We start from the raw sequence: 22,168 nt of genomic DNA, 5'->3' as shown, positions 1-22,168 counted from the left end.
CTTACAGCCGGGATGCTTTCCCTAAGTTTTAACGCCTATTATAACATGCAAACATAAAAAAATGAATGACTATTTGAGCATTATTCACTAAGCAAATATTACGATCTTCCTGCATATCCCGCATTAAGCTCCTGAATAATCTGATCGCCGCCAAGCAGCTTCCACCGCTGTACTTCCTTGTTGAAGCCTTGCTCGTCAAGCAAGCCGAGAATAAAGGAATTAGTCGCATTTTGAATAATGATATTCAGTTCGCCGCCACGCTCGTTAGCAGTAGGAGAATCAAGCGAGGCTGCAGGGTTAATAACGAGAAAGCTGCGATTTTCCTCTGTCAAACGGTCGCTTTTTTCCCTAAGCGGATCACCCTGAGGCCGAATAGCAAGCGCCCTTACCCCCATCAGCGAAATAAGCGGCCGCACCTCCTGCTCCCATCGCTCGCTTTCATTGGAGAGCAGCTCAACCATATCCCCATTCTCCAGCTTGTAGTGAATGCCTTCAACGCCATAATTCAGCATATAAATAAGCTCAGGATCAGCAAGCCGATTAAAAAAGGCAAGAATACGCAGCAGCTCAGCCTCGCTTTTCACCTGCGATTTTGGGAATACGAATATGCCGTTATGCCCCGCCTGCGACCATACATGCGGCTTGCCGTCAGGCCCGTTGATCCGGTTCAGCAAATCAAGCTCAGCCTTCGGGTTGCGCTGAATGAGCGCCTTATATAAATTTCGGGCATCATCCATATTGCCGATATAAACGCCCGCACGCCCCTCCGAAAATTCCTCCCATTGCTGCTGTTTGCTAGTGACTGCGAACTGCTCATTCATCAATTTTTCCTCATACAGCTTCCGCATAAATTTCATCGTATCCTTGTATGCGCTGAACATAAATGCCGGCTGCAGACTTCCCTCCATCCAGCCCCACTCATTTGGCGCGCCAAAATACGAGGCCAGCGTTTGAAAAGCGCCAAACTTCAAATCGTTGCGATCCGTTAGGCCATAGGTATCATTTATGCCATTGCCATCAGGATCATTTTTCGTGAATGCCTCCATCATTTTATATAGGCTTTCCAAATCTGTCGGCGTTTCCAGCTGCAGCTGGTCGAGCCAGTCTTTCCGGTAAATGATGCCTTGCCGGGACAAGTCTCGCTCACGATAAATGCCATATATTTTGTTATCGATTGATGTATTTTGCAAAATGGTTTTGTCCATCGCGTTCAGATTCGAAAATTGTGATAAATAGGGGCCGATTTCCCAAAAAGTCCCGGCACGAACCGCACTCAAAAAAGCAGAATTGCGAATGTCCTGAATCGTGACGATTTTTGTCAACGCATCTGAGGCTAGCGCAATATTCAGCTTGTCCTCCTTCATCGCATCAGGAACCCATATAATGGACAGCTTCGTGTTGGTCGCTTCCTCAATATGCCCCAGCACAACATCAGACGGAGGGCTCGTTGTGTACTGAACGGCCGTCCAGGTTAAAGCAAGCGGCGCTTCCATAGTCAGGGTGCTCCCGCTCTCATCGAGCAGTTGGCACGATGCCATAAGCAAAGCTGCTCCGCATGCTAACGCCGTTAAAACCGATTTCGCGCAGCGATGAATCTGTCTCTTCACAAAATTCATAGGCAACATGACCCACTTTCTGGTATAATACCCTAGTAATTATAGTTTGCGAAGCCGTGCAGCAAGTGGCTCGCAATAGTTTTGGAGGAGATATGATGGCAGCCCCACCTAATCGGTATTTTTTGCGCATTTTGCTGTTCGGCTTTCTAATCAGTTCGTTGCCAGTCATTATTGTTGGACTATTCTCCTACATGAAATCCTCCGACACCATTCAACAGAATGTAAACGCATCCAAACTGTTACAGCTGGAGCAGATGCAAATGAATGTGGAACAGGTCATGCGCACTGTAGACCATTCCATGACATATTTCGTCAATTCATCTTTTTTGAAGTCAGCCATTTTGGAACCGCTTAATGTGGAACAATTTCAATTATTTAACCAAATCAAGCAAGAAGTCAACCATTTACAGACATTTGATACAGGAATTGAAAATATTATTTTGTTAAGCACTCTTGAAAATTGGTATATTGACAACTCCGGCTTATACCGGTTGAGTGATTTGGACAAAAAAGACAGGCTGCTTCAATATAAGGAGCTTCCTTTCGATTCGCAATGGATTACGGAGCCTGTCAGCAATACCGTGCTGCTAGGGCAATCTTCCAGTCGTTGTACATACGGCATCAGCCTCGTAAAGAAGCTGCCGCTGACGGCTTCAACCAAAAATGGGCTTGCGGTATCGACGATCCCTTCCTGTTATTTGAACGAGCTGCTTTCCTTTGACAAAAATAGCGAGGCCGTACTCGTATTTAATGATAGAGGCGAGCTGCTGTTTGGGCAAAATGAAGAGCTGCTGCCGTCTGACGGCTTATTTGCCGCGCTTTATCAGGATATTGCCGAATCGGACTCAGCCTTTGCCCAATTTGATACGCAGCTCGAAGGGACAGGCTATACGGTATCTTACCGCAAGTCTGATTATAATGGCTGGACGTATGCTTCTATTACATCGCTCCATGCGTTGTCGAAGCAATCTCGTGCCATTGGCTGGTTTACTGTAATTATTTGCCTAACGCTGCTTGCCATAACGCTGTTAGTGACGTGGTTCGGCTCCCAACGCTTGTACAAGCCGATTGAGCAGCTGTTCGTTAGCGTCTTTCAACTGTTTCCGTCCAAGCATGATAAACCAAGCCGCGACGGCTTCGTCTATATTGCGGATCAAATTCGGCATGTTATTCGCGAGAAAAGCGAGCTGGAAAGCACGATGAACAATCAGATTGACAGCTTGCGCACGTTGTTTATGATGGAGCTCTACCAAGGAAAAAGCAACAGCCGTAGCATTGAAGAACGGCTTAAGACGCTGGCTTTCCCTACGTCATTTAAAGGTTATGCTGTTATGACGCTGCGCATTGATTTTTTTGAAGGGACGAGCTATTCGAAGGGCGATACGGATTTGCTGCTGTTCGCCGTGAATAATATTGTGGAGGAATTGGTTGATGCGAGCGACAGGCTGGCGCCTATCGTCTACGAGCAGTCGCAAAATACACTGCTGCTGAATCGTGAGCATAATCAGGATGCCTTTTTTGCCCAATTGGTTCCACTTGCTGAGCAAATTGCGCACACCGTAAAAGAAGTGCTGAATCTGTCCGTCAGCTTCGGCTTTAGCGGTTACCATGACAAGCTGAAATCAGCGGGTACAGCCCTTGAGGAAAGTATGGAGGCTTATAAGCATTTAAAGCGGTTTGGCGACTCGTCGGCGATGTTTTATCGCGATCTGCCGCAGAAGCTGAGCTTCAACACCTCTTATCCGGTACGGCTGCAGACCGAATTGAATGATGCTATTAAGCTTGGAGATCGGGCCAAAAGCGAAGAAGCGCTGGCGGAGCTGTTCGAAGCGGTGTTTAAGCAGCAGCTGAGCGCCCATGATTTTGAGCTGACGACTGCACGGCTGTTAATTGATTTAATTCATCTGTCCCAGTCGCTCGGCATTCACGAGATGGAGCTTGGCGACCATTCTTCCTTGTTTGAATATTTGTTCCAGCCGCACTCTCCGAAGGAAGTTCGCAACTGGTTTCTTCAAAACATTGTGGAACCGATTATCGTATCCGTTGAGGAGCGCACCAATTCACAGTATAAAAATATTTCCGAAGAGATCATTCATCTGATTCACCAGCAATATGACCAGGAGCTTACGCTGGAAGCCATCGCGGCCAGCATGCATTACAATGCGAACTATGTGAGCAGCGTATTCCGCAAGGAAACAGGTACTTCCTTCAGTGAATATTTGGCGGCACACCGTCATCGCATCGCGCTTGGCCTCCTACAAGATACGAACATTTCGGTCAAGGAAATTTCCGAGAGGCTGCAATATACGAATCCGCAAAATTTCATTCGCTCCTTCCGCAAGTTTGAAGGAACAACTCCCGGAAAATACCGGGAGCTGCATCAGCCGGGGTGACCACTCTCTGCTCCCCGGCCTAAGTGATTATTCCTTTTGTGCTTGAGCAGGCTGCAAACCAAGTACACCATCCAATTCTACACAAGCGAGTACGAAAGCACCTACACCGTGCAAATCGTTCTCGCTTGTTGGCCGTGTCACATAGTTGTCATAATCCCCCGCCGACGTTCCGATGCAGATGCCAGTTACAATCAGCCCCGCCTCATCGGAACGCAGCGTACGGAGCAGACCTTCATAGCCTTTTGCTGCAATTTCTGAGTAAGCCTTCGGAATGCAGCCATGCTTGATCGCTTTCGCTATCGTATATAGGAAGAGGCTTGTACACGAGGTTTCCAGCCAATTGTCCTCACGCTCGCCTTTATTGACAACCTGATACCACAATCCGCTGTTTTCATCCTGGAACTCGGTGAGGGCTTCAACAAGCGCTGCAACCTCCAGCTCGATGACAGCTCTGCCTTGATGAGAAGCTGGCAGTACATCGAGAAAGTCGACAAGCGCCATCCCATACCAGCCGAGTGACCGGCCCCAAAACTCAGGTGAGCATCCCGTCACCGGGTTAGCCCATGGCATGCTTCGCGTCTCATCCCACGCATGATACAGCAATCCTGTCCGTGTATCCTTCATATGCCTATTCATTAATCGCTCCTGCTTGAGCGCCATATCCAGTAGCTCCGGCTTATCATATTTCGCACCATAAATCATTGCAAATACGCCGCCCATATAGAGGCCATCCAGCCACATTTGATAAGGATATTTATCCTTATGCCAGAAGCCTCCCTCCGACGTCTGATTGAGCGTTTCGAACAGTCCGAGCAGGCGATCTGCCGCCAGCCGATACCGTGGATCATCAAACTGCTCGTCCAGCGTAAACAAAATCAGCCCTGCCATTATCGCATCCAGCTCGCCGCGGTCAAAAGCTAGATTCCCAAATGGATCGATCAAGGCATCCACGTAGCTTTTAATATAAAGCAAATATCGCTCGTCGCCATTTTGCTCCCATACCTTGAGCATACCATACAAAAACACACCTTGATGGTAATGCCAGCGGTTTGCTGGAGGCAAGTCATGCGCTTGGGGAAATCTCGCCATTAAGGAATCGCAGGCGGCAACGCCCCATTCCAGCGCTAACGCATCGCGTACACGCATCGTTTCAGCTAAAGTGGAAAGACTCATTTGACTTCAACCTCTCTTCATATAGGATACAAGGATGACAACCCGGAAGCCCCCGAAGGGAAGTGTCTGCAGGCAGACTACCCCTTCACCGAGCCCAGTAAAGCGCCTTTATCAAAATACTTTTGCAAAAATGGATATACGAGCAGTACCGGAACGGTCGCTACCACGATGACGGCCATTTTGATCGTCTGATCTGGAGGCGTAACGAAATCACCCGAGAAGCCCGAAGAATCCGCCGTCAAGCCGCTTGCCAAAATAACAATTTGCCGCAGCAATACTTGAATCGGCCATTTTTCAGCACTATCAATGTACAAAATCGCCGGCAAATACGTATTCCAATACGTCACGGCATAAAAGAGGGAAATCGTTGCAATTGCCGGCATGGAGAGCGGAATGACAATGCGAAATAAAATGCCCCAATCCGTGCAGCCATCGATTTTTGCCGACTCCTCAAGACCATCCGGCAAATTTTGAAAGAAGCTGCGCAAAATAATCAGGTTAAACGCATTAATCGCCGTTGGCACAATTAGCGCCGCATAACTGTCGATCATCCCTAGCGACTTCACGACGATGAAGGTCGGAATCATCCCGCCGCTGAACAGCATCGTAAACACAATCATAAACATCAGCTGCTTGCGACCAACCAGATCACGTCTTGACAAGCCATAGGCCATCAATGATGTAAGTATCATGCTGAACAGCGTACCAAAACCAGTAACTCCAATCGAAACCAGCATACTTCGAAAAATGGTATTGGTTGAGAAAATATAGGTGTACGCATCCCAACTAATTTTCGTTGGAAACAGGACGAATCGCTTTTGCGCCAGCTCATCAACCGTCGTTAGCGATCCGGCAATAATATGCAGGAAAGGAAGAATCGTCACTAACGCAACTAAAAATAATATTACATAGACAGCGCCATCAAATAGGCGGCCGCCAATCGTTTTGTCATGCACCATAATAGCCTTTCCTCCTCAAGATGTTGCTTCGGCGGCAAACGTGGAGCTTAATAAACGCCCTCTTCGCCGAATTTTTTGGCCAGCCAGTTCGCAGACATTACCAATACCAAACCGACGAAGGATTTGAAGAAGCCTACCGCGGTGCTATAGCTGAACTGCCCCTGTTTAAGCCCTGCTGTATACACATACGTATCAAAGATTTCCGCCACATTCCGGTTCATCGCGTTAAGCAGCAAATACACATGCTCAAATCCTAGCTCCAGCACATCGCCAATTTTCAAAATGAGCAGGATTACAATAACGCTGCGGATCGACGGCAATGTAATATGCCAAATTTGGCGGAAACGGTTGGCACCGTCCATCCGCGATGCCTCGTACAGCTGTGGATCGATGGCCGCGATGGCCGCCAGGTACACAATCGTTCCCCAGCCTGCTTCACGCCAGATGACCTGCACAATGTACATGGGCCGGAACCATTCATCGCTTAGCAGAAAGTTGATTTTCTGCATGCCCATCGCATCAAGGCCCTCATTGATCATCCCGCCATCCATCGTGACCATGACGAAGGAAATCGATACGATGATAACCCAGGACATAAAATGCGGAATGTACACAATCGTTTGCACAAAACGCTTGAAGGCTTGCAGCCTTACTTCATTTAACAAAATCGCGAGTATGATAGGGACGGGAAAAAAGAAAATTAAGTTCATCAGAAACAAGATGATCGTATTGCGAAAAATCGTCCAAAACATCGGCTCGGTAAACAAGCGCTGATAATGCTTGAAGCCTACCCAATCACTTCCGAGAATACCGTCGTATGGACGGTATTCCTGGAAGGAGATCACAAGCCCCCACATGGGGAAATATTTGAATAAGACAAAATACAGCAGTCCCGGCAAAATCATGAGATAGATGGCTTTGTTTTTCAATATGCGCCGGCGAAGGTCATGCTTCTTCATGTCCGGCTTAACGGCTGCTACTGCCGAAGCTGAGTTGCTGCTCATGTGAAACATCCTTTCGGTTCCCTGTTTTTACAGGAGTTCTATTCCTATTGCCCTATTGCGATTTAGCCAAAGATTCATTGTATTCCGTGATGATGCTCTCGCCGCCGCCTTTTTTCCAACGCTCGATTTCACCATCAAATCCTGCCGCGTCCAGATTGCCCAAAATATAGCGGTATGTCGCATCGTTAATAATTTGCTGAAGCTCTACGCCCTTCAAGCCGAATGTTTTGGAATCAAGCGCTGCTGTTGGATCGTTAATCAGCATGCTGTTGTTTTCGATAATAAGTTCTTCAGCTTTTGCTTTAGCTGGAAGCTTATTGTAGGCACGCAGCATATCAATCGTGCTTTCGCCGCCCACTTGCAAAATTTCATATGGCTTTTGCTCGCGGTCTGTCATCTTTGTATCTTCCACTTTTTGGACTAAGCCGCCTTCTACAATGGTGTAATGCTTGTCTGGAACTCCCCATTTCACGAGGTTAGCCAGCTCTGGCTCCATCAGCTTGTCAAAGAAAGCTAGGATGCTTTTCAGCTCTTCTTCCGATTTAACGGACGATTTCGGGAACAACACTAGGTTTCCATAGCCTGGAATCGACCAAATGCCCGCATTGCCGTCCGGTCCGCTAATGTGGTTCGCTACATCGTAAAGGGCATTTGGATTAATTTCGACGGTTTTTTGATGCAAGCTTTGCACATCCGCCATCGAGCCAATGTACATGCCCGCTTTTCCAGTGATGACCAGATTTTGCTGATCTTCCTTGCTCGTAACCGGGAAATCTTTATTGATTAGGCCTTCGTCATACAGCTTCTTGAAGAAATCCATCGTTTCTTTATACTGCGGGAACATAAATTCCGGCTGCAGCTTGCCGTCTGCCAAGCCCCAGTTGTTCGGTGTGCCAAAATACGAGGCGACCGTCTTAAATGCGCCATACACTAAATCGCTGCGGTCGGTCAGTCCCATCGTGTCGGCCTTGCCATTGCCGTCTGGATCGCCTTCCTTAAATTGCTTCAGCATATTGTAAAGCTCATCCGTCGTTTTTGGTGCAGCGAGCCCTAGCTTATCCGCCCAATCTTTGCGGAAAATAATGCCTTGGCGCGATAACGGACGCTCTTGATAGATGGCATACGTTTTGCCGTCTACCGCTGTATTTTTAACAACCAGCTCATCGAGCTTGCTTAAATTCGGGTAATCCTTAATGAACGGGCCAATTTCCCAAAATTGATTGTTGCGAATGGCGTCGCGGAATAAAATGTAGGTCGTCTGATTTTTCATGTATACGGCCTGAGGCAAGGAACCGGTTGCAAATGACGAGTTTAGTTTTTCTTCATAGCTGCCGTCTGGCACCCAGTTAATCGTCAAATCCGTGTTCGTTTTTTCCTCTAGCATTTTCTCAATGGCATCCGTAGGAACTTCTGGTGTATGCAAGTTTGTCATTATTGTCAGTTTAAAAGGAGCCTGTGTTTCGCTCGTAGGTGCGCCTCCTTGATTGGTGCCTGAAGTTGCGCTTCCCTCGTTCACGCCTGAGCCTGATGCACAGCCTGCCAAAATGCAGCCTGCTAATGTCGTTGTACATAAGACGCGAAATGTTGTTGCCGCTTGTTTCTTTCTCATGCTTTGACCTCCCGAATTTGGAATTCATTTAGGTACGCTTGTTACCCTTTTATCGTATACTCCGCCGGGGCGGTTTGCCTATAATCACCACGCCATATGTTGTGACGCAATCCCTTGTGGCGCAAGGGTTACAGCCAAATGTGAGCTAAGGATTATAGCGGTTATACCCCAAATCCGGCCCTTTTTCCGCCAAAAAAAGCGCAGCAAAAAAGCATGCAGGGTGTTGCTCATTCGCTCCCTGCATGCTTTCTAAAAATATAAGAAAGTATATAATTTTTCTATCCTCACTCTATATTTCTCGAAATGAAACGCGCCGCGCCGCCAGAGGACGGCGACAGCCGTTTCACCTTGAATGGTTTTAGTTTCAAGTTGAGCTGGGGGCTGGAATCGGTGTTGGAATCACGCTCGATCCCGAATCTTCCACCGGCGCCCCCTCCACTATTGGAATTTCAGTTGCTGAAGGAGCAGTCGACGCCTGCTCTGCTGATGGCTCCGACGCAATCGGTGCCGCCAGGCTAGGTGAAGGCGGAGTCACAATAGGACTTGCAGTCGGTGTCGGGTTTGGACTTGTACTTGATGTTGGAGTTGGAACTGGCTTGCTCCACGGATTCGCCACGCTTTTAGCTATCCATCTGCTCCCTTGCCCGCTTATTTGGATCTCATACCAGCTTCCTTTTTCCCTCGTCACCTTATAGACACCTGATTTTACGCTGCTAGCTGTTTCTCGGTTCAGAACCGGATAACGATAAGATGTCGCTGGCGAGGTCAGCTCAATGGTGGCAGACGCTTTTTTTGCTTTTTCTGTCAGCATCGCTTGCTCGTAAGCCGTCGTCCCAATAAGCCACATCGTGTCCTTGTGCTGCTTCCAGATCCGATCCCAGTAGCTAAGCGGTACATTCGTCTCCCCTACAGCAGGAGCTATTTCTGGCGTAAGGGCCGGTTTGCCGAACTCGGTAATAAACCAATCGGTAAAACCGCCCCCCGAAGGATTAGCTTCTGGAGCTACCGCCCGATAGCCCGTCATGGCTGCGTAAGCTTGGACAAATGCCCGGTCTCTTGGCAAATTAGATGCTTTCGTCTTAAAATTCCAAAATATGATTTCACCGGACGAGTGATAGGATATTGCGATTTCCGGCTTTATTTGTTTGGTGAAATTGTACATAAGCTGGGCTTCTTTCGCTTCCAGCGGCTTTTTGCCTTTATAATTTTTATAGGAAGGCGCATATTCGGCTTGGCGTATCGTGTCCCAATCGGCGGGATACTGCCTGTTCAAATCGACACCTTTGCCATTAGCTTTCCAGCGCTTGAAATCCCGGCTATTTTTGTTCATTTTGATTAATTCGGCATGATTTTGCTGCGGAAAAGCAGCTAGCCCTTTTTGTTGGAGGGTTACGCCATCGGGATTAACCATAGGCACAATGTGAAACGTGATGTGATCGAATAAATCAGCCGTATTAAGCTGCTTCCACACTCCCTGCTTAGCTGCGCTTGCAGCCATCGTTTCCGCCATATTCATGACCGTAATGGTCGTCATCCATTCCCTTGCATGATGGGATGCATTCAGCAATACATTAACAGGCCCATTGCCAATTTCCATTACCCACAGCTCGCGCCCATATTCACTTTTTCCGAGGCTCCGATAACGGATCAGCTCAGGATAAGCTTCATCGAGCTTCTTTATATCACGCGTCATTATTTCATAGCTGTAGAGCTGTTTTGGATTTATAATCGCTTGCTTGGAGCCCCCTCCACTCGCTGCAACTAGAGTAGGCAGCACAATCGCCAAAATAAGCAGCCATAATAACGTCTTTTTTCTCAAAAACAAATGCATGTAAACAAGCCCCTTGTCTGTATTCGATAGATTTCAACAACATCCATGAAATTTCGACAAAAATACTATATTTACCTGCTAGAAATACAAAATAATATAGTAATGGATATACCGTTTAGATGCCAGAAGCTCCCATTTATCCGTCTTAAGGCGGAGTACACTTTCGTTCTAGGGAGCCTTTTTTCACATTGGAATGTCCTGTAAAATTTCCATTGAATACAACGCTGCTTAAAAAGTGAAAAAGGATAGGTGAAAAGGATGACAGCCAATCAACCTGCTTCAGCATTATCGCTGTTAAGCAATCGATTTGTACAAGCAATATTGATGTCCACTTTATTTTTGCAAATCGGCATCTGGGTACGAAATATCGCGGTTCTGCTTTATGTAAAAAAAATGACTAATGATGATGCATTCGCCGTATCGCTCATATCCGTTGCGGAGTTCGCGCCAATCTTCGTATTTTCGTTTATTGGCGGGACGTTCGCCGACCGCTGGAGGCCGAAGAAGACGATGGTGTGGTGCGACCTGTTAAGCGCCGTATCCATTTTGGCCGTATTATTCGCCATGGAAAATGGAACTTGGCATGCCGTCTTTTTTGCCACCTTAATTTCAGCTATTTTGTCGCAATTTTCTCAGCCTGCTGGCATGAAGCTGTTCAAGCTTCATGTACCCGAACATCTAGTCCAGACGGGCATGTCGCTTTATCAGACACTGTTCGCCGTCTTTATGATATTCGGCCCCGTCGTTGGTACGTTTGTTTACCAAAGCTATGGCATCGAGACGGCCATTGGCGTAATGGGCGCAGCCTTTCTGTTATCTGCTGTTTCGCTAGCTTTCCTGCCTCGTGATCGAGATGATGCTGGAGAGCAGCAGCAGCAATCCCGCGTGCTAGAAGACATTAAAGCGGGCTTTCGCTACGTATGGTCCAGTAAAATACTGCGTACACTTGGCGGCGGCTTCATTGCTGCTGGGCTTGGTCTTGGCTTAATTCAGCCAATGGGTATCTTCCTTATTACAGAGCGGCTTGGGAAACCGGAGGATTATTTGCAGTGGTTTCTATTAGTAAATGGGATAGCCATGATTATCGGCGGCGTGCTTGCGATGAGCTTCTCCAGTAAACTATCGCCGCAGAAGCTAATAGCGCTTGGCATGACAATCGATAGTATCGCGATGATCGGAATGGGATTTTCGAAGGATTATTGGTTCACGCTTAGCCTTCAATTTATTAGCGGTTTAGCTTTGCCTTGCATCCAAATCGGAATTAACACTTTAATTTTGCAAAACACGAAGGAGTCGTTTATCGGTCGCGTAAATGGCATCTTAACACCTATGTTCATGGGCTCGATGGTCGTTACGATGATGTTGTCGGGCTTGATGAAAAATGCGATTTCACTCGTGCCTATGTACATCATTGCAGGTTTATTTTTCCTACTAGGTGTAGCTATACTCCTCCCGCTGTTTAAGTTGCAGAGCGGCATTACTCCTGCAGCAGAGAAGGCTTTGACTGAGTAAATAAGCATGCAGTAAAAAACGCCTCCCCACCTTAAGTGGAGAAGCGTTTTTTACTGCATTTTTTTGTCCAGCTATCGCACAGGCTGTCTCCTACGAAAACTCGCGTTTTTTCGATTGCAGCACCGCAGCCAAGAAAGCGAGTGTTAGCCCCTGGCCCCAGCCTTGAATCCGTTTGTAGGATACTCCTTTATAGCCTTCCGCATCATTCATAACAGCCGTTCCTGCCGAAACGCCTTGTACAGCGCCATCTTCGGTAATTTGCTCCAAAATGCCATCGATCGACTTCTGGATATATTTATTGTACAGCGACCCGAAAGTGAACAAGCCTGCTGCGATGCCTGCCGAACCGGAAGTTTCCTCATAGGAAGTGGGATCGGTCACAATCGTATGCCAGAGTCCCTTCTCTGATTGCAGGCGCACCAGCGTAGCGGCCTGATCGCGCAGCGACCCTTCAATAATCATAAAGGATGGGTGCTGTACGGCAATGAGCGGGAGCGCTTTGGCCATCGTAAGCGCAGCCCAGCCATTGCCGCGTGCCCAGAAAATGCTCGACATATGGTTTTGCGCAATATTATCCCAGCCATGATAATACAAGTTGCTGACAGGGTCTTGCAATACACGCTCATGACCATGGTATTGCAGCAAGCCGTCCTCCAAATAGTCTTCCCGTCCCAGAAGCTCGCCCATGCGAATGAGGAAGTAACCCGCCATCATCATCGTATCGACCCAAGCCTGCTCAGGGAAATTGTACGTTTCAGAATTAACCGTATGCTGGAAAATGCCTTCGGCAAACCGTACCGCATCGTTTTGCAAATAATCTGCCATTTTGATCGCAATATCTAAATACTTGCGGTCATCGGTTGCCTTATATAGCGTAATGAGAGCGTGACCAATCGATACGCCGTTAACCGACAGCTTAGGAAGATCATCCTCAAGCTTCTCGTCCACCCATTCTTTAAGCAGCGTTAAGTATTTTTCATTCCCCGTTGCCTCATAAGCTTCGCATACACCGAAAAATGCAACGCCGCCGGGCCAATCCCAGCCAAAATCCATGCGGAATGTACGGTCTACGACTTTATCGATCACTTCGCGTAAATGTTGTTCATCAAATTGCAGTTGTGGCATTTCAATCGTCTCCTCATTATTCATCGTCACTATTTCAACCCGCTTGTGCTTATTCCTTCAACGATATAGCGCTGGAATAAGAAGAATACGCCTAAAACCGGAATCAAGCTTACGATCGACATTGCGAACATGGCACCCCAGTTGGATACACTTTCGCTATCGAGGAACATTTTCAAACCGAGCGATACGGTATAAGAGCTTGGTTTATTCAGATAAAGCAATGGTCCCATCAAATCTTCCCAACGCCAGTAGAAGGAGAAAATCGAAGCTGTTGCCAGCGCCGGAATAATGAGCGGCAGGATAATGCGTAAAAACAATCCGAACTTCCCAACTCCGTCAATCGTAGCCGCTTCATCCATCTCTCTTGGAATGGTCCGAATAAATTGAACCATCAGGAAGATGAAGAACGGAACACCAAAGTATTGAGGTACAACAATCGGTGAAATCGTACCGATCCAGCCCAGCTTGGAAAACATAATGTATTGCGGAACGAGTACAACGTCATGCGGCAGCATCAGCGTAACCATCATCACCGCGAACCAGATCGCTCTGCCCTTAAACTGCAGACGAGCGAAACCGAAGGCGATAAAAGCGGATGATAATACGGCACCGATCGTCGAGAAAATAACGATTTTCAGCGAGTTTGTAATAAAACCCATAAATGATTGCCCAGAGGACCCAATCCAACCTGTAACGTAGTTGCTCCAAATCCATGGATCAGGAATGAGCGAGCTGGAAGTTGTGAAAATAAGATTACTAGGCTTAAAAGAGCTCATGAGCAGCCAAATAACGGGATACACCATAACGATCGCCAGCAGGCCAACGAAAATGTGATAAATCGGCCACTTAAATTTTTTCAATATCATGTTTAGCGGCCTCCTTCCGATTCATAGTGAACCCATAGCTTGGATGTTGCGAATACGACTGCTGTCAAAATACCAACGATGATGAGCATGACCCATGCCATTGCAGAAGCATAACCCATATCGAAGAATACGAAGGCTTGACGGAACAGATACAAGGAGTACAGCAGCGTGCCATCTAGCGGACCGCCCTCACCTTTGGAAATAATGTAGGCCGGAACGAAGGTCATGAATGCACTAATTAATTGCATAATCAGATTGAACAAAATAATCGGCGTCAGCATTGGCAAGGTGATGCGGAAAAACTTTGTAAAGAAGCCCGCACCGTCAACACCGGATGCTTCGTACAATTCATTCGGGATATTTTTCAGTCCCGCCAGGAAAATCAACATCGAGGAACCAAACTGCCATACCGATAACGTGACGAGCATGAACAATGCGGCATTTGGATCACCGAACCAGCGTACGCTGTCTACGCCTAACGAGTTAAGCAGCACATTGATAATCCCTTGATCGCCAAACAGGTTCCGCCACATAATCGATACTGCGACGCTTCCTCCAATAATGGAAGGCAAGTAATACACCGTTCTATATAACCCGACAGCTTTCGAGGTTGTATTCAAGATCATAGCGACGAATAAAGCGAAAATCAGCCGCAGTGGAACACCCAGAAACACGTAAAGCATCGTAACCTTAAGCGATTGCAAATAACGGTCATCCGAGGTAAACATGGATGTATAATTTTCAAGCCCTATCCAGCTGGGCGATGACAGCAAATCATAATCCGTAAAGGAGAAATAAAGGGACGCAGCTGCAGGTATGAGGGTGAAAATTAGAAAGCCAATGACAAACGGTGATATAAACGTGTATCCAACGAGATTGTTACGGAAGGACAATGATTTCATCGTTACCAGCTCCTGCTCCTAGTGAAGTCTATTAAGTCGGTTTAAGGGAAGGGCGATGGGCCGTCTTATAAGCGCCATCGCCCGCTTTTCCAACTTTTATTTATTTTTCTTCAATACGTTTTCTGCTTCACTTCTAAATTTCTTAGCAGCATCTTCTGCCGAAATTTGTCCGTAGTTCAGTTGCTCCGTCAAGCTTTTCAGCGATGCAAATACTTCGATAGCACCGATAGGATCAACTGGATCCATTGGGGAGCTGTTTTCTTCCGACCAAGCTACATAATCAAATACTTGAACCTGCTCTGGGGACAATAGCGGTTTAAGCTCTTCTTTAATAACGCTGGATACTGGAACGCCACGCTCGCCGAGAATCAGCTTGTTTGCTTCTGGATCGTTAACGAAGAAGTTGATAAATTTCGCTGCTTCTTCTTTCGCTTTCGAGTTTTTCGAAATCGAGAAGAACATGCTTGGCTTCAGGTACAGACCTTCTTTAGCGCCTGGGTTTAACGCTGGAGCAAATTTCATTGGACGGTTAACCGCTTGCTGAAGGGCAACAAACTGGTTGGACCACTGCCATACGCCGATTTGCGTGCCTTTCACCGTCATATCATCTTCAACACCCTTAATTTGAGCGAGTGTATCTGGAGTTGGCGCTGCGCCGGATTTTACAAGATCCGCCAGTTTGCCAAAGAAATCTACGAACAATTGGTCATCTTCATAGCCAAGTCCATTGCCTGCCTCATTGTAAAGCTTCTTGCCTACTGTACGGAGGTAGTAGCCGAAGAATACTTCTGCGCGCATGCCGCTGTCGATATAAATGCCGTTCTCTTTCGCTTTAGCCGCGATGGACAGATAATCATCCCACGACCAATTTTCCGGGATGCTGTCTACGCCAGCTTTAGCTAGCGTTGCTGGATCGTAATGGAAGCCGAGAGAGTTGACGCCAAGGTTCATCCCGAACACGCCATCGCCCAATTTACCACCGTTTAAAGCATTTTCAGAAATGTTGGTTACATCAATTTCTTTGCCGAAGTATGGAGTCAGGTCTGCCAGTTGGCCTTTGCCTGCATACTGTGCATAGTAGCCGGTATCAATTTGCATAATGTCCGGAAGCTCATTAGCTGCTGCTTGCGGAGCGATTTTTTTCCAATAGTCATCATAGTTTGCATATTCAACTTCAATCGTTACATTTGGATTTTTCGTTTTGTAAAGGTCAATGACTTTTTTCGTGTATTCGTGGCGCGTTTCAGAACCCCACCATGCCATGCGAAGCGTTATCGGCTTGTCGCCGCCACCGCTGTTCGTTCCTGCATTAGTGCCTGTTTCCGAATTCGTTCCTGCGTTGCTGCCACAAGCGGTAGCCAGCATGAGTGCGGACGCCATGAGGGCGAGAACAACTTTTTTAGCTTGCTTCTTCATTTCGTATTCCCCCTTATTTCTTCTTAGTGATTATTTATGTTGCTTACAAATCAAAGTATAGCGTTTTGTATGCGTTTTCTTAATAAAGAAAACCGCTTTTTTTGTTAAAAAAACAGAGATCACTATACGTTTATAGTGATCTCTTGTAGTCGGATGGCGTATAGCCGGTATGCTTTTTAAAAACTTGGCTGAAATATTGCGGGTTGTCTCCGAAGCCAAAACGCTCCGCAAGCTCGAAAACTTTAACGTCCTCCGTACGCATAATTTCCTCCATCGCCTTCTCTACACGCAGCTTCATGACGTAGGCTGAGAAGCGCTCACCCGTTTCTTTCTTGAACAGCTTGCCTAAATAATCCGCATTCATATATAAAATTTCATTCGCTACCCAGTTGAGCGACAATGCCGGATCAGCGAGATTGGATGCGATAACTTCGATCATTTTTTTTATAACCGTCGATTGCTTGCTGGCAAATGAATCAAAATTCGCCTCGCATATGTCTTTAGCTGCTTGTCTCACGAAAGCTTCAATAGCCTTCAGCGTCTCCAGCTCATCAAGCCGTGCCAGCATTTGCAAATAATCGTTTAACCGATCCGGTGCGCTTTGCCGGGAGATGGTAACAAAGAGCGGGATGACATATGATTTTGTCAGCACCGTATCCATGCGCTGATCGGCAAGCAATTGGAAAAAACGGGCCAGTTCCTCGCTCGCGGCTTCCCAGTTCCCCGCTTTCAGCTCCATGCCAAGCTGCTCCTCGTCATAATCGAAGCTCGAAGGCAGCACAGCTGCTGCGGTAGAAAGATCCTGAGGCGTAATAATCGCGCCCTCTCCTACATGAAAGCGGAAGTTCAGGCATTCAAGCGTCTCGCGGTACATTTTGCGTGCATCCGTAATTTCTCCAGCACCGCTGACGGCAATCGTCGTTTCAAGCTTATAAAAATCAGTGAAGGTGCACTTCATGCCTGACAGCCGGGAGAACAGCTGCTCCTCCTGCTCTGTTTCCTGAATAAGCAGCAGGACGTGCCGACCGATCGTTGTACTGAGCAGCACAATTTCCTCGCCAAGCTTTTCTTCGGCAATGTTCGTCAGGGCAAAAATATGCTCGTATTCAAACATCCCTTCCACCTGCATCAAGATGAGCCTGATTGGCAATGTGTCATGCGTAATATGAAACATCCGGCGATACGTATCCCAATCGCGCTTGCCATACGTTTTATTCGTAACGAGCTCTTTAAGAAATTGCGCTTTCGCATGGGGCAGCACCCTGGTCAGCTCGCTTTGAATCGTTTGAACGAATTGATGCTGCGTGCGCTGCGTCTGGAGATCTTCGATAACCTCGATGAGCGCCTCCGTAATCTTCGTCTCATTACAAGGCTTAAGCAAATAATGTTTGACTCCATAAGCCATCGCGGTGCGCGCGTAATCAAATTCACTAAACCCAGAAAGCAAAATGAATGCCATTTGCGGATACAGCTCTTTTACCCGCTCTACAAGCTGAAGTCCGTCCATGCCTGGCATCTTGATATCTGAAATAATAATGTCAGGCTGTTGTTCTTCAATAAAAGTCAACGCTTCCAAACCATTTCGGGCAGTGCCGATCAACTCTGCGCCAGAGCTTGTCCATGGAACAATTTGTGAAATGCCTTCCAAAATAATACGTTCGTCGTCTACCAACAGCACTTTGAACAAACTAATCCTTCCTTTCATAAGGCAGCTTCAGGCTGACCGCTGCCCCTTCATTCGGCTGGCTGCTCACATGAAGGCCATATTCCTCGCCATACAGCAGCTTAATGCGCTCATCAATATTTCGCAGCCCAAGCCCTGTTCCTTTCGTCTTCACCTCGCCGCTTAACAGCTTATCCGCATAAGCCTGCTCCATGCCGGGACCATTATCCCGCACAACGATATACAGGTACCCTTCCTCTATATAAGCCTGAATGCTAATGGTACAGCTGTCAATCATTTCTTCCAATCCATAATGGATGGCATTTTCAATCAGCGGCTGCAGCGCCAGCTTTGGCAAACCGCAGCTGAGCAGCTCCTCTGGAACATCAAGCTTGAAGTCGAGGCGCTCCTCAAAGCGGAACGTTTGAATCGTAATGTAATGATTGACGATTTCCAGTTCCTTGCGCAGCGGAATAATCGACTCCTTCAAGTTGATCGATGTGCGAAGCAAGGAGCCGAGCGCTTCCACCATTTGCGAAATTTGCAGCTGATTGCTCATTTTGGCGCTCCAGTTAATCGAATCAAGTGTATTGTACAAAAAATGCGGATTAATGTTCGCCTGGAGCGCCTTGAACTGCGTATCCTTAATCGCAAGCTGCTTGACATAGTTTTCATGAATCAGCTCATTGATGCGTTCAACCATGATACGGAAGTTTCGCTGCATTTGGCCTACCTCATCCATCGCAAGCGCCCGCTCCGCTGGGTCCTCAACATAATCGAAATACCCTAATTGAATGCGCTTCATATTGGCATTAAGCCGTTCAATCGGTTTAGTAATCCCATTAGCGACGCGCAGCGCAAATATGCCTGAAATAATAAACAGCAAGCCAAAAGCGGCAATAACGAAATTTTTGACCCAAACTAAATTGCGAAAAATATCATCAAACGAGATGATCGTATAATAATACCAATTCATGCGGCTGGAAGCGACGTAGGTGACAAAAAAAGAATTGCCTTCCCGCTCCATAATGCGGTATCCGCTTGACCCATCTGTCAAACTTAAGAGCTCTTCGACAGAAAAAATAGCCTTGTCTGGATAAATTAATTCTGCACCTCTGGCAATCATCATATTAGCTCCGCTGCTGTCAAGGCCAGCCGACAAGTCATGGAACAGCTTGACCGCATCTACGCGCACGACAATGGTGCCTAAATAATCCATATCCAAATTTTTATAGCTGCGAATTTCACGGGCTGCCGATAGCGAGCTGTCGCCTTCGCCAGGCGCTACCCACGTATTGCCCCCTTCATTTCGCTTCGTTTCCAGCTTGAGCCGCTCCAGTCTGGAACTGGATAAATTTATCGTGCGCACGCCGGTTGCATAAGCCTTATCATGCACATCATATAGCTGAACGGAATGAATATATTTATCCAAGCCGCCCAAATTAACGACGCGGTCCTGTATATTCATTTGAAGCACATAGTTATCGTATTCCGTTCCACCGCTCTTAATAGTCCGCAAATATTCCTGTACTTTGGTGTCTGTTGCAATCGTATAGGACAACTGCTCGATTTTTCGAAGCTCATTCTCAATGCTTACAGCAGAGAGACTTAACGCTTTGGCAGATTGCTCATAGATTTTCTGATCGTAGATGTCGAAGGCATATTGCTGAAGAACGCCGCCAAGTACCGCAACGGTTAATAGGACGGCGGAGAGGAGAAGGAACAGCTTATGTTTAATACGCAAATTCGCATAAAGCGCTCTCATATTACGCAAAGGAACTGCCCCCTTATCGACAATAAGCGCCCCGGTTGGAGCGCTCATCACGAATTGCTTCTATAACTAAGCCTTGCGATATTTTAAATATAATGTAATTTCATCGCGATTGTGGAACAACTGCTTGGCCCTCTCAATCGTAAAAGCGGAGCTGAGCCGCTCTGACACATCTCGAATCGTTTGCAGCGGCTTGCGGTGCATGAGCTTAATGGTAATAATCGCTGTAGCTTCACGCGCTAAGGACTGCTGCAGGTCAAGCACGAGCCTGCTCATTTGCATCGGGCTCCAGCTCATATCGCAGACGAGCAAATCATAAGCTTCTGCGGGCAGCTTCACATCCGACGCATTACGCTTATGGTAGGTTAATGCAGGATGGCCATTTAACGAAGGATGCAGCTCGCCAGGATCGACGGCCGTCACTCGGAGACCTCGTTCCAGCAGCAGCGACGTCCAGCCTCCCGGTGCCGCACCAATGTCCAGCGCCTTCTGGAAAGTTTCATAGTGCAGACCAAACTCCCGTTCCGCCTCCAGCAGCTTAAACTTCGCCCGGGAAATTTGCCCTTCCTCCCGTTGAAAACGCACAGCGCCGCCCGGCCAATCGGATAACATCTCCACTGGTGTGCCGCAGCCGACATAAAGCTGGCTTGCAGCAGCATAAATCGCAATAATCATATCCGGCGATTGTCTCGCAGATTCGGCTCCGATTTCCTCAAGCACCGCATCCAGCACCGCTTTCGTATCTGCCGCAGAATACGGATAGACGGTAACCTTCGCCTTGCGCAAATGAATCGATACCTGCTTGTCCACAAAAGAAAGCTGTGCATTCCGCACCACTCTGGACAGCTCTTCCAAATCATCCGCATCGCCGCTTGCCTCAATGACGCGGTCAACCGGCTGCAAATGCCTTAAAAAAATCGGCAGCTGCCGCTGAACCGCTTCCAAGGTTTCTTCCCTTGAAAGCGGACTTTCAAACAAAAACACTTCTCCAGCTGCAAGCTGCGTCACTTTCAGCTGTCCTAATAAACGCCTCAGCTCTTCTACCGCATAGGCAGCATATCCTTGATTAGCCGTACCAATCCACCGGCTCATAACGCCACCTCCCTAACATCACACAAACCTTTACAATGAAGCAATTTCCTCCAGCAGCGAGAACGGCATCGGCCCATTATGCACTTTCGTTTCCTTCGGTGCATTGGCGTACAGCATTTGATACATTTGTACCCGTCCTGCTGCGCTGGAAGTGTGCAGGAAAACCTGCTTTGGATAACGTCCGGTGCTCACCATATGGCGAACAACCTCCGCACCCGTATCCTGGTTCCAGCCTAAATCATAATCAAGCGATAAAATATCAATTTCTTCCGTATCAATCATTTGTTTGCATTGCTCAGCTGTCAAAGCCAGTACAAATCCCTTTGGGCAATGCCTGTAATCGTCTAAAAAAAGATGTATCATGAACGATTCCCCCGTTCGCGACTTTTAGCTTTCCACTTGCTCCGGCTGGCAGGAAGGACAGACAAATGCCTTGCGCGCAGCAGTGCCAACGACTTCAATCTGAGAACCGCAAGTACCGCATGCTTCCCCTGCACGCTCGTAGACACGGCGCTGTGTATAGTAGCCGCCTGTCAGCTTGTCGTCCATCGTAAGGGGCTGCTCCATGCTGCCTCCCTTAGCCGCCGCATCCTTCAGCACCACATGCATCGCCTCATATAGACGCTGCCATGCGTCTTCTTGAATAAGCGGAATTTTGATATCCGGACGCACAGCGGCAGCAAATGCAATTTCATCGGCATAAAAGGAACCGATTCCGCTAATTACTTGCTGATCAGCCAAAGCAGCCTTCAAAGCTCCGCGTTTTTTACGGAACAGCTGAACAAACTTTTCAAGCGTCAGCCTTTTATCTAAAGGATCAGGCCCCAGCTCTGCCAGCACCTGCTGCGTTTCTTTAACCGATAAAAGATGAACAAAGCCCTGGCGCATTCCTGCAACATAAAGGCTGCCCTTTTCCAAATGAATGACGATTTGCGCCTCGCTCTGCGGGCGTACCTCGCCTTGCCCATAAAACAGGGACGCTCCAGCATGAAGCTGCGCAAGCAAACGTTTGCCATTGTCTAGATGCAGAAGCAAATGCTTGCCACGACGCTCCACAAACCAGATCGTTCTATTCGTTAGCGCTTCGTCAAACTGCTCAGCGGAAACATTTAGAAACTTCTCTTGCAGCACTTGTGTGCCTGTAATTCGGTCTCCTGCGAGCCGTTCTGTTAATAATACGCGATAATTTTCGATTTCCGGCAATTCCGGCATTGCTGTTCGCTTCCTTCCTGTCTG

The 22,168-nt window shown here is 47.5% G+C and carries 17 protein-coding genes; 2 read left to right on the top strand and 15 right to left on the bottom strand.

Annotated elements, in window-relative coordinates; all coding sequences use genetic code 11:
- Nucleotides 1-98: 98 nt before the first annotated feature.
- On the bottom strand, nt 99-1,538 hold the full coding sequence (locus AC50X8_RS06810; protein ID WP_494879131.1) for an extracellular solute-binding protein: 1,440 nt from the start codon (nt 1,536-1,538) through the stop codon (nt 99-101).
- A gap of 173 nt (nt 1,539-1,711) precedes the next feature.
- On the opposite strand from AC50X8_RS06810, the gene AC50X8_RS06805 reads away from it, so the two are divergent.
- Nucleotides 1,712-4,009 carry a helix-turn-helix domain-containing protein gene (locus tag AC50X8_RS06805; protein WP_494879130.1) on the top strand — a complete coding sequence of 766 codons (2,298 nt, stop codon included), beginning with the start codon at nt 1,712-1,714 and terminating at the stop codon, nt 4,007-4,009.
- A 27-nt stretch (nt 4,010-4,036) separates the two neighbouring features.
- Here the strand turns inward: AC50X8_RS06805 and AC50X8_RS06800 are convergent, their stop codons facing one another.
- The 5 genes from AC50X8_RS06800 to AC50X8_RS06780 all read right to left on the bottom strand — a co-directional run bounded on the left by AC50X8_RS06800 (nt 4,037) and on the right by AC50X8_RS06780 (nt 10,573).
- On the bottom strand, nt 4,037-5,182 hold the full coding sequence (locus AC50X8_RS06800) for a glycoside hydrolase family 88/105 protein (RefSeq protein ID WP_494879129.1): 1,146 nt from the start codon (nt 5,180-5,182) through the stop codon (nt 4,037-4,039).
- Nucleotides 5,183-5,259: 77 nt separating this feature from the next.
- A complete protein-coding gene (locus AC50X8_RS06795) occupies nt 5,260-6,141 on the bottom strand; it encodes a carbohydrate ABC transporter permease (RefSeq protein ID WP_056040726.1) in 882 nt (293 codons plus the stop codon).
- Between the two features lie 47 nt (nt 6,142-6,188).
- A complete protein-coding gene (locus AC50X8_RS06790; RefSeq protein WP_494860688.1) occupies nt 6,189-7,100 on the bottom strand; it encodes an ABC transporter permease in 912 nt (303 codons plus the stop codon).
- 97 nt (nt 7,101-7,197) lie between these two features.
- On the bottom strand, nt 7,198-8,754 hold the full coding sequence (locus tag AC50X8_RS06785; protein ID WP_494879128.1) for an extracellular solute-binding protein: 1,557 nt from the start codon (nt 8,752-8,754) through the stop codon (nt 7,198-7,200).
- A gap of 364 nt (nt 8,755-9,118) precedes the next feature.
- The gene (locus AC50X8_RS06780; protein ID WP_494879127.1) at nt 9,119-10,573 is read right to left on the bottom strand and encodes a M14 family metallopeptidase; all 1,455 of its coding nucleotides are present in this window, start codon (nt 10,571-10,573) and stop codon (nt 9,119-9,121) included.
- 270 nt (nt 10,574-10,843) lie between these two features.
- Between AC50X8_RS06780 and AC50X8_RS06775 the strand changes: the two genes are divergently transcribed.
- Nucleotides 10,844-12,097: an MFS transporter gene (locus AC50X8_RS06775; protein WP_494860091.1), complete on the top strand. Its 1,254-nt coding sequence runs from the start codon at nt 10,844-10,846 to the stop codon at nt 12,095-12,097.
- Between the two features lie 90 nt (nt 12,098-12,187).
- Here AC50X8_RS06775 and AC50X8_RS06770 read toward each other — a convergent pair whose 3' ends face one another.
- The 9 genes from AC50X8_RS06770 to AC50X8_RS06730 all read right to left on the bottom strand — a co-directional run bounded on the left by AC50X8_RS06770 (nt 12,188) and on the right by AC50X8_RS06730 (nt 22,144).
- Nucleotides 12,188-13,222, bottom strand: a complete 1,035-nt coding sequence (locus AC50X8_RS06770; protein ID WP_056040736.1) for a glycoside hydrolase family 88/105 protein — start codon at nt 13,220-13,222, stop codon at nt 12,188-12,190.
- A gap of 29 nt (nt 13,223-13,251) precedes the next feature.
- On the bottom strand, nt 13,252-14,088 hold the full coding sequence (locus tag AC50X8_RS06765) for a carbohydrate ABC transporter permease (RefSeq protein ID WP_056040738.1): 837 nt from the start codon (nt 14,086-14,088) through the stop codon (nt 13,252-13,254).
- Between the two features lie 2 nt (nt 14,089-14,090).
- A complete protein-coding gene (locus tag AC50X8_RS06760) occupies nt 14,091-14,990 on the bottom strand; it encodes a carbohydrate ABC transporter permease (RefSeq protein WP_494879126.1) in 900 nt (299 codons plus the stop codon).
- Nucleotides 14,991-15,086: 96 nt separating this feature from the next.
- On the bottom strand, nt 15,087-16,406 hold the full coding sequence (locus tag AC50X8_RS06755; RefSeq protein ID WP_099520195.1) for an ABC transporter substrate-binding protein: 1,320 nt from the start codon (nt 16,404-16,406) through the stop codon (nt 15,087-15,089).
- A gap of 130 nt (nt 16,407-16,536) precedes the next feature.
- Nucleotides 16,537-18,111, bottom strand: coding sequence for a response regulator transcription factor (locus AC50X8_RS06750; protein WP_494879125.1), 1,575 nt, complete (start codon nt 18,109-18,111; stop codon nt 16,537-16,539).
- On the bottom strand, nt 18,095-19,834 hold the full coding sequence (locus AC50X8_RS06745) for a cache domain-containing sensor histidine kinase (RefSeq protein WP_056040871.1): 1,740 nt from the start codon (nt 19,832-19,834) through the stop codon (nt 18,095-18,097). The genes AC50X8_RS06750 and AC50X8_RS06745 overlap by 17 nt, the downstream gene beginning before the upstream one ends.
- Before the next feature lie 75 nt (nt 19,835-19,909).
- Nucleotides 19,910-20,932 carry an SAM-dependent methyltransferase gene (locus AC50X8_RS06740; protein WP_494879124.1) on the bottom strand — a complete coding sequence of 341 codons (1,023 nt, stop codon included), beginning with the start codon at nt 20,930-20,932 and terminating at the stop codon, nt 19,910-19,912.
- Nucleotides 20,933-20,962: 30 nt separating this feature from the next.
- The gene (locus tag AC50X8_RS06735; protein ID WP_494860088.1) at nt 20,963-21,295 is read right to left on the bottom strand and encodes a cyclic-phosphate processing receiver domain-containing protein; all 333 of its coding nucleotides are present in this window, start codon (nt 21,293-21,295) and stop codon (nt 20,963-20,965) included.
- A gap of 24 nt (nt 21,296-21,319) precedes the next feature.
- A complete protein-coding gene (locus AC50X8_RS06730; protein WP_494879123.1) occupies nt 21,320-22,144 on the bottom strand; it encodes an Fpg/Nei family DNA glycosylase in 825 nt (274 codons plus the stop codon).
- Between the last annotated feature and the right edge of the window lie 24 nt (nt 22,145-22,168).

It is taken from the genome of Paenibacillus sp. JT22N15 (assembly GCF_059383755.1).
The sequence above is the reverse complement of the archived record's forward strand: the minus strand, read 5'-3'. Positions and strand labels throughout refer to the sequence as shown.

Bases quoted from the DNA above. Each gene is read 5' to 3' on its own strand.
- AC50X8_RS06765 (WP_056040738.1), bottom strand. From the start codon at position 14,088: ATGATATTGAAAAAATTTAAGTGGCCGATTTATCACATTTTCGTTGGC.
- AC50X8_RS06740 (WP_494879124.1), bottom strand. From the start codon at position 20,932: ATGAGCCGGTGGATTGGTACGGCTAATCAAGGATATGCTGCCTATGCG.
- AC50X8_RS06750 (WP_494879125.1), bottom strand. From the start codon at position 18,111: ATGAAAGGAAGGATTAGTTTGTTCAAAGTGCTGTTGGTAGACGACGAA.
- AC50X8_RS06755 (WP_099520195.1), bottom strand. From the start codon at position 16,406: ATGAAGAAGCAAGCTAAAAAAGTTGTTCTCGCCCTCATGGCGTCCGCA.
- AC50X8_RS06735 (WP_494860088.1), bottom strand. From the start codon at position 21,295: ATGATACATCTTTTTTTAGACGATTACAGGCATTGCCCAAAGGGATTT.
- AC50X8_RS06770 (WP_056040736.1), bottom strand. From the start codon at position 13,222: ATGCCACAACTGCAATTTGATGAACAACATTTACGCGAAGTGATCGAT.
- AC50X8_RS06785 (WP_494879128.1), bottom strand. From the start codon at position 8,754: ATGAGAAAGAAACAAGCGGCAACAACATTTCGCGTCTTATGTACAACG.
- AC50X8_RS06810 (WP_494879131.1), bottom strand. From the start codon at position 1,538: ATGGCATCGTGCCAACTGCTCGATGAGAGCGGGAGCACCCTGACTATG.
- AC50X8_RS06760 (WP_494879126.1), bottom strand. From the start codon at position 14,990: ATGAAATCATTGTCCTTCCGTAACAATCTCGTTGGATACACGTTTATA.
- AC50X8_RS06775 (WP_494860091.1), top strand. From the start codon at position 10,844: ATGACAGCCAATCAACCTGCTTCAGCATTATCGCTGTTAAGCAATCGA.
- AC50X8_RS06805 (WP_494879130.1), top strand. From the start codon at position 1,712: ATGGCAGCCCCACCTAATCGGTATTTTTTGCGCATTTTGCTGTTCGGC.
- AC50X8_RS06790 (WP_494860688.1), bottom strand. From the start codon at position 7,100: ATGAAGAAGCATGACCTTCGCCGGCGCATATTGAAAAACAAAGCCATC.
- AC50X8_RS06800 (WP_494879129.1), bottom strand. From the start codon at position 5,182: ATGAGTCTTTCCACTTTAGCTGAAACGATGCGTGTACGCGATGCGTTA.
- AC50X8_RS06795 (WP_056040726.1), bottom strand. From the start codon at position 6,141: ATGGTGCATGACAAAACGATTGGCGGCCGCCTATTTGATGGCGCTGTC.
- AC50X8_RS06745 (WP_056040871.1), bottom strand. From the start codon at position 19,834: ATGAGAGCGCTTTATGCGAATTTGCGTATTAAACATAAGCTGTTCCTT.
- AC50X8_RS06730 (WP_494879123.1), bottom strand. From the start codon at position 22,144: ATGCCGGAATTGCCGGAAATCGAAAATTATCGCGTATTATTAACAGAA.